This is a genomic window from Micromonospora sp. NPDC002389 (assembly GCF_040296095.1).
Classification (GTDB): Bacteria; Actinomycetota; Actinomycetes; order Mycobacteriales; family Micromonosporaceae; genus Micromonospora.
Genome location: NZ_JBEOWP010000015.1, coordinates 110,604 through 129,454 on the forward strand (window position 1 = coordinate 110,604; position 18,851 = coordinate 129,454).

An 18,851-nucleotide genomic window follows, 5' to 3' on the forward strand; every position below is an offset into this window, starting at 1 on the left:
CCGGCCACCGACGGCCCAGTTCCGAAGGGACCTCCATGTCTGACACCCTCGCCGAGCGGCTCGCCCAGCTTTCCCCGGAGCGACGCCGGCTGCTGCTGGAGCGGCTGGGCCGCGGCGACGCGCGTCCCACCGGGATTCCCCGCGCCCCGCGCGACGAGGCACTGCCGCTGTCGTTCGCCCAGGAGCGGCTCTACTTCCTGTGGCGGCTGGCGCCGGCCTCGGCGGCGTACCACGCGCCGGTGGCGGTGCGTCTGCGGGGAGCGGTGGACGTGGCGGCGCTGGGCACCGCGCTGTCGGCCGTGGTGGCCCGCCACGAGGTGCTGCGGACCCGGTACGTCGACGGTGCGCAGGGCCCGGAGCAGGTGGTCGACGCGGCGGCCCCGGTGCCGCTGCCGATGGTCGACGTACCGGCCGGGTCGGAGGCGGCGCTGCGTGAGCTGATCGACGCGGAGACGCTGCGGCCGTTCGACCTGGCCGAGGGGCCGGTGCTGCGGGCCACGCTGTTCCGGCGGGCGCCCGAGGAGCACGTGCTGCTGCTGGTGATGCACCACATCGCCTGCGACGGGTGGTCTCTGCCGATCATGTGGCGGGAGCTGTCCGCGGTCTACCGGGACGGTGCGGCGGCGGTCGAGCGGCTGCCCGCGCTGCCGGTGCAGGTCGCCGACGTCGCCTGGTGGCAGCGCCGCCGCCAGGCCGACGGCGGGTACGAGGCCGGTCTGCGGCACTGGCAGGAGCAACTGACCGACGTTCCGGTGCTGGACCTGCCGGTCGCCCGGCACCGTCCGGCCACCCCCACCTTCGCCGGTGACCGGGTGCCGGTCCGGCTGCCCGTACCGGTCGCCGACGGGCTGCGGGAACTCGGCCGGTCCACCGGCTGCACGCCGTTCGTCGTGCTGCTCGCCGCCTTCCAGGTGCTGCTCTCCCGGCTCTCCGGTCAGCCGGACATCGCCGTCGGCACGCCGGTCGCCGGCCGGGACTCCGACGCCGTCGCCGGGCTGGTCGGCTTCTTCGCCAACACCGTCGTGCTGCGCGGTGACCTCTCCGGCGACCCCACCTTCACCGAGCTGCTGACCCGGGTCCGGGGCGTGGTGCTCGACGGCCTGGCCCACCAGGACGTGCCGTTCGACCAGGTCGTCGAGCGGATCAACCCGGCCCGGGACGCCAGCGCCACCCCGCTGTTCCAGGTCATGTTCACCACCGACGGCGACGCGGCCGGCGCCAACGACGCCTGGGACCTGGGCGATGTGGACGTGCAGCCGTACTCGGGGGCGGCCCAGGGCGCGCAGGTCGACCTCACGCTCGGCCTTCGGGAGAGCCCGGAGGGGCTGACCGGTGAACTCGAGTACAGCGTGGACCTCTTCGACGCCGACGCCGCCGAGCGGATCGTGGAGCACCTGACACAGCTGCTCACCGGCATCGCCGAGGCACCGGACCGCCCGATCAGCGACTACCGACTCTCCACCAGCCACGAGCGTCGCCTGGTGCGGGACTGGAACAGCACCCGGCTCAGCTACTCGCCGTCGATCTCCGTCGAGCAGCACTTCGAGGCGTACGCGGACACCACCCCGGACGCACCCGCGCTGGTCTGGGACGGGCGGACGCTCGACTACGCAGGCGTCGAGGACCGCGCGAACCGGATCGCGAACCTGCTGCGCGGGCTCGGTGTGGGCATCGACGACCGGGTGGCGATCTGTGTCGGACGCGGCCACGACACCGTGGTCGCACCGCTGGCCGTGCTCAAGGCCGACGCCGCGTTCATGCCGGTGGACCCGGAGCAGCCCGCCGCCCGCATCGCCGTGCTGCTCGACGACGCCAGCCCGACCGTGGTGCTCTGCGACGCCACCACCGCACCCGACCTGCCCGCCGGTCCGTGGCGGCTGATCCGGCTCGACGACCCGGCCACGCTCGCCGACACCTCGGCCGCCCGGCCACCCCGCACCGCGCCGCCGTCCGCCCTCGCGTACGTGATCCACACCTCCGGTTCGACCGGTACGCCCAAGGGCGTGATGGTCACCCGGGGCGGCACGGCGAACCTGCGCGCGGCCTGGACCACCTGGGACCCGGGGCCGCTGCGCCGCTGGATGACGATCGCCAGCTCCGCCTTTGACGTCTTCGTCGGTGACGTGGTCCGGAGCCTGGCGTTCGGTAGCTGCCTGGTGCTCGGTCCCCGCTCGCTGGCCCGGGACCCGCAGGCGTTGGTGGACGCGTTGGCGGCGGAGCGCGTCGACGCCTTCGACACGGTGCCCGCCGTGCTGACCGCCATCACCGCGCACCTGACCGAGAGCGGCCGGCGGCTGCCGGAGGTCAAACTGCTGATGGTCGGTGCGGACAGCTTCGCGGTCAGCGACTACGCCGCCGCGTTGGCCGTGCTGCCGGACGGTGTCCGGATCGTCAACGCCTGGGGCGCCACCGAGACGTCGATCGACAGCACCATGTTCCCGGCCCGGCCCGGGGTGAGCACCGCCTCCGGCATCGTGCCGGTCGGCTCCCCGGTGGCCAACACCGCCGTGTACGTGCTCGACGAGCGGCTGCGTCCGGTCCCGATCGGGGTGGTCGGTGACCTGTACGTCGGCGGCCACGGGGTGACCCGGGGCTACCTGAACCGGCCCGGCCTCACCGCCGACCGGTTCCTGCCCGACCCGTACGGAAGCGACAGCGGCAGCCGGCTCTACCGCACCGGTGACCGGGGCCGGTGGCTCGCCGACGGGGTCGTGGAGTTCATCGGGCGCAGCGACGACCAGGTGCAGATCCGGGGCCACCGGGTCGAGCCGGGCGAGATCGAGGCGGTGCTGCGCGGGCACCACGCGGTCAGCGAGGCGTGCGTGGTGGCGGTCCGGGACGGGGTCTCCCACCACCGGCTGGTGGCGTACGTGGTGGCCGCGACCGGCACCGCACCCACCGGCGGCGACCTCCGCGCGTACCTGGACGAGCGCCTGCCGGCGCAGTTGCGGGTCTCGGCGTTCGTGCCGATCGACCGGCTGCCCCGCACGCTCAGCGGCAAGGTGGACAAGTCCCGGCTGCCGGCGGTCACACCCGAGGACGGCGCGGTGGACCGGGTCGCCCCGCGCGACGACACCGAACGGGCCGTGGCGCAGGTGTGGCAGCAGGTGCTGGACCGCACCGACCCGATCGGCGTGCACGACGACTTCTTCGAGATCGGCGGGCACTCGCTGCTGGCCACCCGGGTCGTCTTCGGCCTGCGCCAGACCCTCGGGATCGAACTGCCGGTGCAGGCGGTGTTCGACGCGCCCACGGTCGCCTCGATGGCCGCCCGGCTCGCCACCACCGCGCACACCGGCGGCCCGGCACCGGCACCGGTGCCCCGCCTGCCCGGCGGGATGCCGCTGTCGTACGCGCAGGAGCGGCTCTACTTCCTCTGGCAGTACGCACCGGAGTCACCGGCGTACAACATGCCGGTCGCGGTACGGCTGCACGGCGCGCTCGACGTGGACGCCCTGGCCGGCGCGCTCGGCGACGTGGTCGCCCGGCACGAGATCCTGCGGACCCACTACGTCGCCACCGACGACGGCCCGGTGCAGGTGGTCGACGCGCCGTACCCGGTCGAGCTGCCCGTGGTCCCGGTCACCGGCCTCGCCGACGACCTGATCACCCGGGTCCTGCACGACGAGTGGGCCCGCCCCTTCGATCTGGGCAGCGGCCCGGTGCTGCGCGGCTTCCTGCTGCGGGTCGGCGAGCACGACCACGTGCTGCTGGTGGTGCTGCACCACATCGCCTACGACGGCTGGTCCCACCAGGTCGTCTGGCGCGAGGTGACCGAGTGCTACCGGGCCCGGCGGGCCGGCACCGCACCGGACCTCGACCCGGTGACCCTGCACTACGCCGACTTCGCCTGGTGGCAGCGGGAACGGCGGGACAGCGGCCGGTACGAGGAGGCGCTCGGCTACTGGCAGGGGCAACTCGCCGACCTGCCGGTGCTGCGCCTGCCGCTGGACCGGCCGCGCCCGGCGACGCCCAGCTTCGCCGCCGACCGGGTGCGGCTGGAGGTGCCGGCCGAGACCGTCCGGCGGCTGCGGGAGCTGTCCGCGGCACGCGGCGTCACGCCGTTCATGGTGCTGCTGACCGCCTTCCAGGTGCTCCTGGCCCGGGTCAGCGGCCAGCGTGACATCGCCGTGGGCACCCCGGTCACCGGCCGCGACCACCCCGAACTCGCCGACGTGGTCGGCTTCCTGGTCAACAGCGTCGTGATCCGCACCGAGCTCGGCGACAGCCCGCACGGTCCGACCTTCGCCGAGCTGCTGGAACGGGTACGCGGCACGGTGCTCGGCGCGCTCAGCCACGCCGAGGTGCCCTTCGACCAGGTGGTGGAGCGGCTCAACCCGGTCCGGGACCAGAGCATGTCGCCGCTGTTCCAGGTGATGTTCACGCTGGCCGGCGCGGAGGACGAGCCCACCGGGCTGGCCGACGTCGAGGTGCGGACGCAGGATCTCGCGCTCTCGTCGCTCCAGTTCGACCTGGCGCTGATGATGCACCTGGTCGACGACCGGCTCACCGGCGAGGTCTACTTCGCCACCGACCTGTTCGACCACACCACCGTCGAGCTGCTGGCCGACCGGCTGGTCCGGCTGGTGGGCAACCTGGTCGCGGAGCCGACGGCACCGGTCTGCGCGGTGGAGATCCTGGCCGAGCGGGAACGGCGGGAACTGCTCACCACCTGGGCGGGCAGCGCCGGTGCGCCGTCCACCCTGACCCTGCCGGAACTCTTCGAGGCACAGGTCGCGGCCACCCCGTCGGCCCCCGCCGTCGAGGCGGACGGGCGCACGCTGCGCTACACCGAGCTGAACGAGCGGGCCAACCGGCTGGCCCGGGCCCTCGTCGCCCGGGGCGTCGGCCCGGAGCGGACCGTCGCGCTCGCGCTGCCCCGCTCGATCGACCTGATCGTCGCCATCGTCGCGGTCGCCAAGACCGGCGCGGCCTACCTCGCGGTGGACCTCACGTATCCCGCCGAGCGGCTCGCCTTCCTGCTCGACGACAGCGCCCCCACGGTGGTGCTCACCAGCCGGGCCGGGCTGGCCGTGGCACCGGTGGCGGAGGCGTCCGCGACGGTGGTGCTGGAGGAGATCGACCTGACGGCGGCCTCCCCGGCGAACCTGTCCGACACCGACCGGCTCGGCCCGCTGCGGGTCACCGACGCGGCGTACCTCATCTACACCTCGGGCTCCACCGGTCGGCCCAAGGGCGTCGAGGTGACCCACGCCGGTCTGGCCGGGCTGCTGGCCAACCAGATCGCCCGGCACGACGCCCGGCCCGGCGCGCGGGTGTCGCAACTGGTGTCGCCGAGCTTCGACGTGATGGTGGCGGAGGTGTCGATGGCGCTGCTGGCCGGCGGCTGCCTCGTGGTGTCGCCGACCACCGTCGCGGGCGAGGAACTCCACGCCTACCTGGCCGAGCACCGGATCAGCCACGCGCACATCCCGCCGTCGGTGCTGGCCACCGTGCCGCAACGGGAACTGCCGCACCTGCGCGCGATCATCACCGGCGGCGAGGGCTGCCCGCCCGACGTGGCCGCATACTGGTCGACGGGCCGCCGCATGGTCATCGCGTACGGGCCGACCGAGGCCACCATCGACGTCAGCTCCCGGGTGTACGGGGCGGACAGCCCGCCCGACCCGCAGTCGGTCCGCGCCGACATCGGCCGTCCGATCGAGGGCGCCCGGGCCTATGTGCTGGACGAGGGGCTGCGCCTGGTGGCACCGGGGGCGGCCGGCGAACTGTACGTGGCCGGTCCCGGGCTGGCCCGTGGCTACCGGGGACGGCCCGGCCTGACCGCCTCGCGGTTCGTCGCCGACCCGTACGGACCGGCCGGATCGCGCATGTACCGCACCGGTGACCTGGTGCGGTGGCGGCCGGACGGCGGGTTGAGCTTCCTCGGTCGCGCCGACGAGCAGGTCAAGGTGCGCGGGTTCCGGGTGGAACTCGGCGAGATCGAGGCGATGCTGGCGGCGGGGCCCGGGGTGGGGCAGGTCGCGGTGGTGGTCCGCGAGGACCGGCCCGGCGACCAGCGACTGGTGGGCTACGTCTGCGCGGCGGACGGTGCCCGGGTCGACGTGGAGGAGCTGCGGGCCATGGCGGCCGAGCGGCTGCCCGGCTTCATGGTGCCGTCGGCGATCGTGGAGCTGTCGGCGTTGCCGCTGACGCCCAACGGCAAGCTGGACCGGGCGGCGTTGCCGGCACCGACCCGCAGCACCGGTGGCGGCCGCCGGCCGGGCGGTCCCCGCGAGTCGGTGCTCTGCGGACTCTTCGCCGAGGTGCTCGGCGTCGACCGGGTCGGCGTGGACGACGGCTTCTTCGACCTGGGCGGGCACTCGCTGCTGGCCACCCGCCTGGTCTCCCGGGTGCGGTCGGTGCTGGGGGTGGAGCTGACCATCCGGGCGTTGTTCGAGAACCCGACGGTGGCCACGCTCGCCAAGGCGATCGACCCCACGGTGACCGCCCGGCCGGCGGTCCGCCCGGTGCCGCGTGGCGAGCGGATCCCGCTCTCCTTCGGCCAGCAGCGCCTGTGGTTCCTGGACCGGATGGACGGCACCGACACCGGGGCCCGCAACACCCCGATCGCGTTGCGGCTGGCCGGTCCGCTCGACGCCGACGCGCTCGCCGCCGCCGTCGCCGACCTGGTGGCGCGGCACGAGCCGCTGCGTACCGTCTTCGGCGAGGAGGGCGGGGTGCCGTTCCAGACGGTCCTGCCGCCGACCCGGCCGCCGATGCCGGTGCGGGACGTCACCGAGGCGGACCTGGCCGACGCGCTGGCCTCGGCCACCGCGCAGGGATTCGACCTCGCCGCGCAGATCCCGCTGCGGGCGCAGGTCTTCCGGATCGACCCGGAACTGCACGTGCTGCTGCTGGTCATGCATCACATCGCGGTCGACGGGGCGTCGCTCGCACCGCTGAGCCGGGACCTGGCCGACGCCTACTCGCTGCGTCGGCAGGGCAAGGCCCCGCAGTGGTCACCACTGCCGGTGCAGTACGCCGACTACGCGGTCTGGCAGCGGGAGATCCTCGGCGACGACGGCGACCGGGACAGCGAGGTCAACCGGCAGCTCGACTACTGGCGGGCCAACCTGGCCGGTTCGCCGGAGGAACTGTCGCTGCCCACCGACCGGCCCCGCCCGCCGGTGGCCAGTTACGCGGGGGACACCGTCGCCCTGCGACTCGACGCCGACCAGCACGACGGGCTGCTACGCCTGGCCCGCGACCGGCGGCTGAGCCTGTTCATGGTGGTGCAGGCCGGGCTCGCCGCGCTGCTGTCCCGGATGGGCGCGGGCACCGACATCCCGATCGGCACCCCGTCGGCGGGCCGGGGCGACCCGGCGCTGGAGGCGATGGTCGGCTACTTCGTCAACACGCTGGTGCTGCGCACCGACGTCGGCGGCGACCCGACCTTCGTGGAGCTGCTCGACCGGGTACGCGACACCGACCTGGCCGCCTACGACCACCAGGACGTGCCCTTCGAGCGGGTCGTGGAGGCGGTCAGCCCGACCCGCTCGCTGGCCCGGTTCCCGCTGTTCCAGGTGCTGCTGGCCTTCCAGAACAACGCCTCGGCCGCGTTCGACTTCGCCGGTTTGCAGGTCAGCCACGAGGCGGTCCGGCACGGGGTGTCCGAGTACGACCTGACGCTGGACGTGTTCGAGGACTACGGCCCGGACGGTTCCCCGGCGGGCCTGCGCGGCTACCTGGAGTACTCGACCGACCTGTTCGACGAGCCGTCGGTGGCGGCTCTGGCCGAGCGCCTGGCGCGGCTGCTGTCCGCCGCCGCCGACGACCCGCACCTGCCGGTCAGCGAGCTGGAGGTGATGTCGGCGCAGGAGCGTCGGGCGCTCACCGAGGACTGGATGGGACCGGTCCGGCCCGCGCCGCCGGTGCGGCTGATCGACCTGCTCGCCGAGCAGGTGGCCGCCACCGGTGACGAGGTGGCGGTGGTCCACGACGACACCCGGATGACCTTCGCCGAGCTGGACGGGCGGGCCAACCGGCTGGCCCGGTTGCTGGTGGACCGGGGGGTCGGCCCGGAGCGGGTGGTCGCGCTGGCCGTACCGAGGTCGGCGGAGATGGTCGTGGCGCTGTTCGCGGTGCTCAAGGCCGGTGGCGCGTACCTGCCGCTGGACCTGGAGCATCCGGCGGACCGGCTGGCCTTCATGCTGGCCGACGCCGCACCGGTGGTCGTGCTCGGCACCGCCGCCGGACTCGCGGCGCTGCCCCCGCTGACCACCCCCGTGGTCCAGCTCGACGACGAGGCGGTCCGCACCGAGCTGGCCGCGCTCTCCGACGCGGAACTGGCCGACCCGGAACGGCTCCACCCGCTGCGGCCGGAGAACCCCGCGTACGTCATCTACACCTCCGGGTCGACGGGCCGACCGAAGGCGGTCGTCATCGAGCACCGGGGCATGGTGAACCTGTACTGGAGCCACCGCAACACGTTCTTCCGCCCCGAGGTGGCGGCGGCCGGGGGCGGCCGACTGCGCATCGGCTTCACCGCGCCGCTGACGTTCGACACCTCGTGGGACTCGCTGCTCTGGATGCTCGACGGGCACGAGCTGCACGTCATCAACGACTTCGTCCGCCGCGACGCGGAGGCGTTCGTCGACTACATCGATCGGCAGCGCATCGGGTTCGTCGACCTGACGCCGTCGTTCATGCAGCAGCTCGTCGCGGCCGGGATGTTCGCCGACGGCCGGCACCACCCGACCGTGCTGATGGTCGGCGGCGAGGCCGTCACCGAGACGTTGTGGAACGCGATGCGGGCCACCCCGGACACGGCCAGCTACAACTTCTACGGCCAGACCGAGTGCTCGAACGACACCGCGGCGTACCGGGTCGCCGACGGGGACGTGCCGCTGATCGGCAAGCCGATCCTGAACTCCCGGCTGTACGTGCTGGACGAGGCGCTGCGGATGGTGGCGCCGGGCGCGGCCGGTGAGCTGTACGTGGCCGGCGCCGGGCTGGGCCGAGGCTACTGGGGACGGGCCGGACTCACCGCGACCCGGTTCGTCGCCGACCCGTTCGGCCCGCCCGGATCGCGCATGTACCGCACCGGCGACGTGGTGCGCTGGGGACTCGACGGCAACCTGAGCTTCGTCGGACGCGCCGACGACCAGGTGAAGGTCCGCGGGTTCCGGGTGGAACTCGGCGAGATCGAGGCCGTCCTGGCCGCCGACCCCGCCGTCGGCCAGGTCGCCGTGGTGGTACGCGAGGACCGCCCCGGCGACCAGCGGCTGGTCGCCTACGTCTGCCCGGTCGCCGGCGGACAGGTCGACCTGGCCGCGCTGCGGGCGCAGGCCGGGGAACAACTGCCCGGCTTCATGGTGCCCTCGGCGCTGGTGCCGATGGACTCGCTGCCGCTGACCCCCAACGGCAAGCTGGACCGCACGGCGCTGCCCGTCCCGGAGTCGACCGGCGGCACCGGTGGCCGGGGACCGGTGGGCCCCCGCGAAACGGTGCTCTGCGGTCTGTTCGCCGAGGTGCTGGGCCTGGAGACGGTCGGTGTCGACGACGGCTTCTTCGACCTGGGCGGCCACTCGCTGCTGGCGACCCGCCTGGTGTCCCGGGTCCGCACCGCGCTGGGCGTGGAGCTGACCATCCGGGCGCTGTTCGAGAACCCGACGGTGGCCAGCCTCGCCGCAGCCGTCGAGTCCGGGGTGACCGCCGACCCGTTCGACGTGCTGATGCCGATGCGGGTGCACGGCGACGGCGAGCCGCTGTTCTGCGTACACCCGGTCGGTGGTCTGAGCTGGTGCTACTCGGGGCTGCTGCGGCAGGCGGGCATCGACCGGCCGATCTACGGGTTGCAGGCGCGCGGTGCGGACGGCGGCGAGGTGCTGGCCGGCAGCGTCGAGGAGATGGCCGCCGACTACCTCGCCGAGATCCGGCGGATCCAGCCGCACGGCCCCTACCACCTGCTCGGCTGGTCGTTCGGCGGCCTGGTCGCACACGCCATGGCCACCCGCCTGCAGGACGACGGCGAGCGGGTCGCGGTGCTCACGCTGATCGACAGCTACCCGGCGATGGACGTGGAGGACGTCCGGGTGGAGACCGCGGCGGAAGCCCGCGCGCTCCTCTTCGACGCCCTCGGCCGACCGGGGTCGTCCGGCGACCGGGACGCGGTCTCCGACGACGGGACCCGGCCGGACCCGGGCGACGAGCTGCTCGACGCCAAGACCGTGGCGGCGCTGACCGGGGTGGTGCTGAACAACGCCCGCCTGATGGACGCGTTCACGCCCCGGCGTTTCCACGGCGACGTGCAGTTGTTCGTGGCCACCCAGACCTGGGACGACCGCCTCGACCCGGCCACGGTCTGGCAGGCGTACGTCGACGGCCGGGTCGACGTGCTGCCGGTCGACTGCGAGCACGACCGGATGACGCAGGCTCCGGCGCTGGACACCATCGGCCCGGCGTTGGCCGACCGGTTGCGGCACGCCCGCGACCACGAGATCACCACGACATGAGAGGAACCACCGATGACGCAGCCGGATGACGTCCGTTTCAAGGTCGTGGTCAACCACGAGGAGCAGTACTCGGTGTGGTGGTCGGACCGGCCCAACCCGCCGGGCTGGCAGGACGAGGGCACCGACGGCACCCGTCAGGAGTGCCTCGACCACATCGACCGGGTGTGGAAGGACATGCGGCCGCGCAGCGTGCGGACCGTTCGGGAAGCGATCCAGGGAGCACAGGCATGATGATCCGTAACGTTGTCATCGTCGGTGGCGGGACCGCCGGCTGGATGACCGCCACCTACCTCAAGACCGCCTTCCAGGATCGGATCTCGGTGACCCTCGTGGAGTCGGCGGCGGTCGGCACGATCGGCGTCGGCGAGGCGACGTTCAGCACCATCCGGCACTTCTTCGACTACCTGGGTCTGGACGAGCGGGACTGGATGCCGCAGTGCAGCGGCTCCTACAAGCTGGCCATCAAGTACGACAACTGGCGCGGCGACGGCAGCCACTTCTTCCACCCGTTCGAGCGGCTGCGTACCTCCGACGGGTTCACCGCCGCCGAGTGGAACCTGGCCCTCGGCGACCCGACCGAGAGCTTCGACCGGGGCTCGTTCATCACGCCGTACCTGTGCGAGGCGGAGCGCTCGCCCCGGATGCTCGACGGGACTCTCTTCACCGCCAGCCTCGACGGCGAGCTGGGCCGCTCCACCCTGGACGAGCAGCGGGCACAGTTCCCGTACGCCTACCACTTCGACGCCGCGCTGATGGCCCGCTACCTGACCAAGCTCGGCGTCGCGCAGGGCGTCCGGCACGTGGTCGACGACGTGGTCGGTGTCGGGCAGGACGAGCGCGGCTGGATCACCCACGTCTCCACCCGCAACCAGGGCGACGTGACCGGTGACCTCTTCATCGACTGCACCGGCTTCCGGGGCCTGCTGATCAACCAGACCCTGAAGGAGAAGTTCGTCTCCTTCACCGACGTGCTGCCGAACAACCGCGCGGTGGCGCTGCGGGTGCCCCGGGACATGGCGGAGCACGGTATCGCCCCGTACACCAAGGCCACCGCCCAGGACGCCGGCTGGATCTGGACCATCCCGCTGTATGGCCGGATCGGCACCGGCTACGTCTACTCCGACGAGTTCTGCGAGCCGGAGGAGGCGGAGCGCACGCTGCGCGAGTTCGCCGCGCCGGGGCAGGACGAGCTGGAGGCCAACCACATCCGGATGCGGATCGGCCGCAACGAGCGGTCCTGGGTGAACAACTGCGTGGCGGTCGGCCTGTCCAGCGGCTTCGTCGAGCCGTTGGAGTCCACCGGCATCTTCTTCATCCAGCACGCCATCGAGCAGTTGGTGAAGCACTTCCCGGACAACACCTGGGACGAGACCCTGATGCGCGGCTACAACGACAAGGTCGCGCGGGTGATCGACGGGGTCAAGGAGTTCCTGGTCCTGCACTACGTCGCCTCGCCCCGGCAGGACACCGACTACTGGCGGGAGACCAAGGTCCGCGCCATCCCGGACGGGCTGGCCGAGCGGCTGGAGACCGCGGCGGTGCGGCTGCTCGACGAGAGCACCATCTACCCGTACTACCACGGGTTCGAGGTCTACTCGTGGATCACGATCTGCCTCGGCATGGGTCTGGCGCCGAAGAGCCCCCGGCCGGCCCTGGCGCACATCGACCCGGTCCGCGCGTCGGCCGAGCTGGCCGCGATCCGGGCCGACGCCGAGCGGCTGGTGAAGACCCTGCCCAGCGCGTACGAGTACCTGAGCACCATCCAACCGGCGGCGGAGGGGTGATGACGGTCGTACCGATGCGTCCCGGGTCCGAGCCGTCGCTGGCCGACGGCTGCCGCACCTTCATGAGCGGCTTCCCGACCGGGGTGGCGGTGGTGACCAGCGTGGACGGCGAGGGGGCGCCGTGGGGACTGACCTGCTCGTCGCTGATGAGCGTCACGCTGGAGCCGCCGACCCTGCTGGTCAGCCTCAAGGTGGGCAGCCGCACGCTGGCCGCCATCGAGGACCGGGGGCGGTTCGCGGTCAACCTGTTGCACGCCCGGGGCCAGCGGGCGGCGGAGGTCTTCGCCACCGGTCAGGCGGACCGCTTCCACCAGGTCGTCTGGCAGCCCCGGGGCGACGACCGGTTGCCGTGGCTGGTGGAGGACGCCTGCGGGTTCGCCGCCTGCACGCTCTCCGACGTCCGGATCGTCGGTGACCACGCGCTGGTGGTGGGGCAGGTCTCCGACGTCCAGTACACCGCCGACACCCCACTGCTGTACGGGTTGCGCCAGTACTCGCGGTGGCAGCCCTCGATCGTGGAAGGGTCCACGTGCGCCAGCTAGTCCTCGTCAACATGCCCTTCGCCGACCGGCGTCGACCGTCGTTCGCGCTCAGCCAGCTCTCCGCGTTGGTCCGCCGGGACTTCCCGGACGAATTCGACGTACGGGTCTGCTACATCAACCACGACTTCGTCCGCTACTTCGGCGCCCAGGAGTACGACGCCATCGCCGGGGACATGGACTTCCACGTCGCCGGGGTGGGGGACTGGATGTTCCGGCAGCTCGCCTTCCCGGAGCTGCCGGACAACGTGGACGAGTACTTCAGCCGCTACTTCACCGGCCCGGCAAAGGCCGACCTGCGGCGTACCGTGCTGCGTCGCCGCGAGGGCCTCAAGGACTTCCTGCGCAGCATGGTGGAGAAGTACCGGCTCGACGAGGCGGACCTGCTCGGCTTCAGCTCTATGTTCACCCAGAACCTGCCCAGCCTCGCGGCGGCCCGGATGGTCAAGGACCGCAACCCGGCGGTGACCACGCTGATCGGCGGCGCCAACTGCGAGGCGCCGATGGGCGCGGCGTTGGCGCAGAACTGCCCGCAGCTCGACTTCGTCTTCTCCGGCCCAGCGCTGGTCACGTTCCCCGAGTTCCTGCGCAGCGTGCTCGACGACGACCTGGAGCGGGCGCACCGGATCCGTGGCGTCGTCACCCGGCGCAACCAGATGGAGAGCCGCTACCGCAAGGGGATCGGCCCGAACGCCGACATCGACGACTACTTCGACCCGGACTACACCGAGTTCCGCGCCTCGTTCGACCAGATGGTGCAGCTTCCGGCCGCCGCGGCGGAGCCGATGCTGTTCTTCGAGACCTCTCGGGGCTGCTGGTGGGGCGAGCGGGCGCACTGCACGTTCTGCGGCCTCAACGGTCAGACCATGGCCTACCGGGCGATGCGACCGGAGAACGCGCTCAAGCAGTTCGACTGGCTGTTCTCGCACGCGCCGTGGGCCAAGAAGTACTGCTGCACGGACAACATCATGCCGATGGACTACCTCACCGAGGTGTTCCCGAAGCTCGACCCGCCCGAGGGCATCTCGATCTTCTACGAGGTGAAGGTCGGCCTGGACATCGAGGACATGACGGTGCTGGAACGCGCCGGGGTGAACGAGATCCAGCCGGGCATCGAGGCGATGGCGACGCCGACGCTCAAGCTGATGCGCAAGGGTACGTCGTCGTTCCAGAACATCCAGTTCCTCAAGAACTGCCTGCGGCTCGGGATCAGCCCGGTGTGGAACCTCCTGATCGGGTTCCCCGGCGAGGCCGAGGAGACCTACCGGCGCTACGTCGACGACCTGCCGCTGCTGTCCCACCTGCCACCGCCGCAGGGCTGCTTCCCGGTGCGGTTCGACAGGTTTAGCCCGTACTTCAACAACGCCACCGAGTACGGGCTCGACCTGGAGCCGGTGGACCACTACCGGCTGACGTACCCGTTCGACCGCGACGGGCTGCGTGATGTGGCCTACTACTTCGCCGACCAGAACGTCTCCGACTACATGATCTCATCGGCGACCTGGCTGCGCCCGCTGCGCGAACGGGTCGGGCAGTGGAACACGGCGTGGGCGGCGGGCAGTGGCCCGGCGCTGACCCTGACCCGGACCGACGGCGGCACCACGATCCGGGACACCCGCTCGGGTGCCGAGCTGGTCTACCCGATCGACGACGTCGACACCGAGCTGCTGCTGCACCTCGACAAGCCGGTACGGGTGGACAAGCTCGGCGCCGAACTGCCGCATCTGGCCGACGAACTGGAGAAGCGGCTGGCCGGGTTGCGGGAACGCGGGCTGCTCTTCTTCGAGGGGCACCGGGTGATGAGTGTCTGCGTCTCCGACAGCGACGTCGACCCGATGCCCCGCCCGCGCCGCACCGTGGTCGGCGGGACCCGTTCGCTGCCGCTGACGCCGACCCGACCGGCCCGGAACCTGTCCCTTCCGGTGGCCTGACCCAGGATCGAAGGAGCCAGTCATGCCACTCGTCGTGGCCAACGGCACGAAGATCAGCTACGCCGAGCGTGGCACCGGGGAGCCGGTCGTCCTGGTGATGGGGACCGGCAGCCCGGGCAGCGTGTGGCAACTGCACCAGGTGCCGGCGCTGGTGGCGGCCGGGTACCGGGTGGTCACCTTCGACAACCGTGGGGTCGCGCCGTTGCCGCCGGGCGCGGCCAAGCCGACCGTGGAGGACCTCGTCGGCGACGTCGTCGCCCTGGTCGAGCGCCTCTGCGGCGGCCGGGCCCGGCTGGTCGGCACGTCGATGGGCGCGCACGTGGTGCAGGAGGTGATGGTCGCCCGGCCGGATCTGGTGCAGCAGGCGGTGCTGATGGCGACGCGGGGCCGGACCGACACCTTCCGGGGCGCGCTCGCCACGGCGGAGGCTGCCATCGCGCTGGGGGAGGCGAAGCTGCCGCCGCAGGCGTACGCCGTGTGGCGACTGATCCAGAGCCTGTCCCCGCACACGCTCAACGACGAGAAGCAGGCCCGCTCCTGGCTGGACCTGATGGAGTTCTTCCCACCCTCCCTCGAGGTGGCCGAGGCCCAGACCGAGCTGGAACGGATGGCGGACCGGCTCGACGCGTACCGGGCCGTCACGCCGCCGCCGGACGGCGCTCTGGTGATCGGCTTCGCCGACGACCTGGTGACACCGCCGCATCTGGGCCGGGAGGTCGCCGAGGCGATCCCCAGCGCCCGGTTCACCGAGGTCGCCCGGTGCGGGCACTTCGGCTATCTGGAACGGCCGGACGCCGTCAACGCGCTGCTCGTCGAGTTCTTCGGTGACCGTGTTCCTTCCACACGTTCGACGCAATGAAAAGTGCGCGGTCCGCGCCGCGATCGGCGGCTCGGGCATGGGCGAAAACGGCGTAAGAGAAGCGAATAGGAGGTAACTGTGGAAGCTTCTGTGGTGGATCCCCTCGCGAGACTCGCGGCGCACGAGGTCAGCTCGGAACAGCTGGCCGAGGCACGTGAGCACCTCGCGAAGTACGGTTTCACAAAAGTGTCCTTCGTCGTTCCGGAGGAGTTGAAGGAGACCGTCGCGACCGAGGTGCTGAACCTGGTCGGCGAGGCCGGTGTCCGACGCGACCTACGGTTCGCCGCGACCGGCAACACCCTGCGTCGGATGCGCAACGTACGCCGCGACGAGGTGGCCGAGCGCAGCACGGTCATCCCGGCGGTGTACGAGTCCGAAGCCCTGCTCGCGCTGCTGTCCAAGGTGGCCGGCGAGGCGGTGCTGCCCTGTCCGTACGAGCCGGAGCAGTACGTGATCACCCGGCTCGAGGAGAGCGGCGACACGCACGGCTGGCACTGGGACGACTATGCCTTCGCGCTGGTCTGGATCATCGAGTGCCCGGCGGTCGAGCACGGGGGCTTCGTGCAGTGCGTGCCGGGGACGACGTGGAACAAGGAGAACCCGGAGATCCACCGGGCATTTCTGGCCGGCCCGACCTATTCGGCCTCCTTCGTGCCCGGTGACCTCTATCTGATGCGCACCGACACCACCTTGCACAGGGTCTATCCGATCACCGGGGGAGTACGGACGATCATCAATATGGGTTACGCCGCCACCACCGATCTGGATCGGCACATCTCACACGAGACGATGGACGCGCTGTGGGCTGAGTCGTCTCCGGCGGCGCCGCAAATCCGCTAAAGGAGGAAACAATGACCGACACGATCGTCGAGACATATCCGGCGGGCGCTCCCTCGTACACGGTCGGAGCCGCCGCCAGCCTCTTCTCGTCCTACGTGGTCACCTCGGCGATCTCCGCCAGCCACCAGATCGGCCTGCTCGACCTGCTGCACGCCGAGGGCGGCACGGACGTGGCCACGGCCGCCGGCAACCGTCTCGACCACGGCGTGGTCCGAGGGCTGCTGGACACGCTGGTCTGGGCGAAGGTGGTCGAGGCCGACGGGGACCGGTACACCGTCGGGCCGGGCTTCGCCGACGTCTACGCCGCCCGGGGCTACTTCTACTGGGTGGTCAAGGGGTGCGGCGAGCTGTTCTCCATCGCCCCCGACGTCGCCGCGCCCGAGCAGCGGGTGGGCGACTTCTACCACCGAGACATGCGGGCCGTGGCAATCGGCTCCCGCCTGATCGGCGACAGCGAGGTGGAGCCGCTCTTCGACGAGATCGTCACCGGGCTCGACTTCGCCGCGATCGCCGACCTCGGCTGCGGCTCCGGGCAGCGCCTGATCCGGATCGCCCAGCGCGACCCGTCGGTGAGCGCGGTCGGCGTCGACATCGCCCGTGGTTCGGTGGAACTGGCCGAGAAGTCGGTGGCCGACGCGGGCCTGGAGGGCCGGGTCCACATCGTCCAGGGCGACGTGCTGACCCTGGAGCCCACCGAGGTCTTCGCCGACGTGGAGGTGGTGACCTGCGTCTTCATGGGCCACGACTTCTGGCCGATGCAGCGGTGCGTCGACGGGCTGGCCAACCTGCGCCGGGCGTTCCCGAACGTCAAGCGGCTGCTGCTCTGCGACGTGGTCCGCACCCCGGGACCGGCCAGCCCGGAGACGACCACCATCTTCACCCTCGGCTTCGAGTTGATCCACGCCCTGATGGGCGTCTACATCCCCAGTCGGGACGAGTGGTTGACGGCGTTCGAGGCGGCCGGGTGGGACCTGGTCCGCGAGCGTCACGTGGCCGCTCCTCCGTCCGGGATCCTCTTCGAGCTGGTCCCGTCGGCCCCCAGGAGCGCCTGAGATGTCCAACCCGTTCGACCGGCCTGACGGCACCTACCTGGTGCTGGTCAACGCCGAAGCGCAGTACTCCCTGTGGCCCGAGTCGAACCCGGTGCCCGACGGCTGGACGGTGGCGCACGGCCCGGCCGGGCGTGACGACTGCCTGGCCTTCGTCGAGGTCACCTGGACGGACATGCGGCCGGCGAGCCTGGCCCGGGCGATGGCGGCGGACTCCGGAGCGTCCCGGTGACCACCGACTGGCCCCGATACCAGCTCAGCGACGCCGATCTCACCGCGTTACGCGCGATCGGCGAGACCCTACGATCCACGTCCGACGTGGACCCCCGGCAGCCGGACTTCTACGATCGCCACCGGTCCGCGGTGCGGCACCTGCCGGCCGGTCTGTGGGAGTTCCTGGACGAGTTCCGGCACGGCGAGCCGGCGGCGGCCTGCTCGGTGCTCGGCTTTCCGGTCGACGACCGGCAGGTCGGGCCGACGCCGACGCACTGGGACGCCGAGCGTCGGGGCAGCCACGTCACCGAGGTCGAGGTGTTCATGGCGCTGTGCGGCATGGCGCTGGGGGACCCGTTCACCTGGACCACGCTCCAGGGCGGACGGCTCGTCCAGAACATCGTGCCGATCGCGGGCGACGAGGCGCGGCAGAACGGTCACGGCAGCGAGGCGTTGCTGGAGTTCCACACCGAGGACGCCTTCCACCCGAGCCGCTGCGACTACCTGCTGCTGTTCGGCGTCCGCAACGAGGACAAGGTGGCCACCACGGTGGCGTCGGTGCGGGAACTGGACCTGGACCCGGCCGACGTCGAGGTGCTGCGGCAGCCGCGCTACCACATCCTTCCCGACGACGAGCACATCCGTCAGCTCACCCTGAGCCAGCCGGACCATCCGGCCCTCAAGCTGGTCGAGCGGATGCGGGACGAGCCGGAGCCGGTCGCCGTGCTGTTCGGCGATCCGTCCCGGCCGTACCTGCGGATCGACCTGCCCTTCATGCGGTGCGTGGGCGGTGACGACGACGTTGCCGCCCGGCGGGCGCTGGACGCCCTGCACTCGCAGTTGCTCGCGCACCAGCACGACGTGGTGGTGGAGCGCGGCACGCTGCTGATCGTCGACAACTACCAGGCGGTGCACGGCCGCAAGTCGTTCCGGGCCCGCTACGACGGGACCGACCGGTGGCTGAAGAAGCTGACGGTCAGCCGCAACCTGCGGTCGGGCAGCGGGTCGCCGGCGGGCAGCCGGGTGCTGGTCTGACCGGAACACCGGTGGTGGGGGGGGGGGGCCCGCCCCCCCCCCCCCCCCCCCCCCCGGGGGGGGGGGGGGGGGGTGGGGGATGATAAAAGGGGGGGGCAGCGGGCGAGGGGGGGGCCGCGCGCCCCCGGGGGGCCCCGCGGCGGG

General features: G+C 72.0%; 10 protein-coding genes. All 10 read left to right on the top strand.

All coding sequences use genetic code 11. The features are described from left to right. Positions 1–35 precede the first annotated feature (35 nt). The 10 genes from ABT008_RS25010 (at position 36) to gntD (ending at position 18,707) form a co-directional block, all read left to right on the top strand. Positions 36–10,457, top strand: coding sequence for a non-ribosomal peptide synthetase (locus tag ABT008_RS25010; protein WP_350698952.1), 10,422 nt, complete (start codon positions 36–38; stop codon positions 10,455–10,457). 12 nt (positions 10,458–10,469) lie between these two features. Then, on the top strand, positions 10,470–10,688 hold the full coding sequence (locus ABT008_RS25015) for an MbtH family protein (protein ID WP_131051449.1): 219 nt from the start codon (positions 10,470–10,472) through the stop codon (positions 10,686–10,688). Next, complete coding sequence (locus ABT008_RS25020; RefSeq protein ID WP_350698954.1) at positions 10,685–12,241, top strand: tryptophan halogenase family protein; 1,557 nt, start codon at positions 10,685–10,687, stop codon at positions 12,239–12,241. The genes ABT008_RS25015 and ABT008_RS25020 overlap by 4 nt, the downstream gene beginning before the upstream one ends. Then, positions 12,241–12,783: a flavin reductase family protein gene (locus ABT008_RS25025; protein WP_350698956.1), complete on the top strand. Its 543-nt coding sequence runs from the start codon at positions 12,241–12,243 to the stop codon at positions 12,781–12,783. The genes ABT008_RS25020 and ABT008_RS25025 overlap by 1 nt, the downstream gene beginning before the upstream one ends. After that, positions 12,771–14,711: a RiPP maturation radical SAM C-methyltransferase gene (locus ABT008_RS25030; protein ID WP_350698958.1), complete on the top strand. Its 1,941-nt coding sequence runs from the start codon at positions 12,771–12,773 to the stop codon at positions 14,709–14,711. The genes ABT008_RS25025 and ABT008_RS25030 overlap by 13 nt, the downstream gene beginning before the upstream one ends. A gap of 22 nt (positions 14,712–14,733) precedes the next feature. Next, positions 14,734–15,570: an alpha/beta fold hydrolase gene (locus ABT008_RS25035; protein WP_350698960.1), complete on the top strand. Its 837-nt coding sequence runs from the start codon at positions 14,734–14,736 to the stop codon at positions 15,568–15,570. A 93-nt stretch (positions 15,571–15,663) separates the two neighbouring features. Continuing rightward, entirely contained in the window at positions 15,664–16,410 is a 747-nt protein-coding gene (locus ABT008_RS25040) for a HalD/BesD family halogenase (RefSeq protein ID WP_502890503.1), read from the top strand. Between the two features lie 11 nt (positions 16,411–16,421). Beyond that, positions 16,422–17,462 (top strand): class I SAM-dependent methyltransferase, encoded by a 1,041-nt coding sequence (locus ABT008_RS25045; RefSeq protein ID WP_350698964.1) that lies wholly within the window; start codon positions 16,422–16,424, stop codon positions 17,460–17,462. A gap of 1 nt (position 17,463) precedes the next feature. After that, a complete protein-coding gene (locus ABT008_RS25050) occupies positions 17,464–17,691 on the top strand; it encodes an MbtH family protein (protein ID WP_350698966.1) in 228 nt (75 codons plus the stop codon). Beyond that, complete coding sequence (gene gntD / locus ABT008_RS25055; protein WP_350698968.1) at positions 17,688–18,707, top strand: guanitoxin biosynthesis L-enduracididine beta-hydroxylase GntD; 1,020 nt, start codon at positions 17,688–17,690, stop codon at positions 18,705–18,707. Before ABT008_RS25050 ends, gntD begins: the two co-directional genes overlap by 4 nt. Positions 18,708–18,851: the final 144 nt, after the last annotated feature.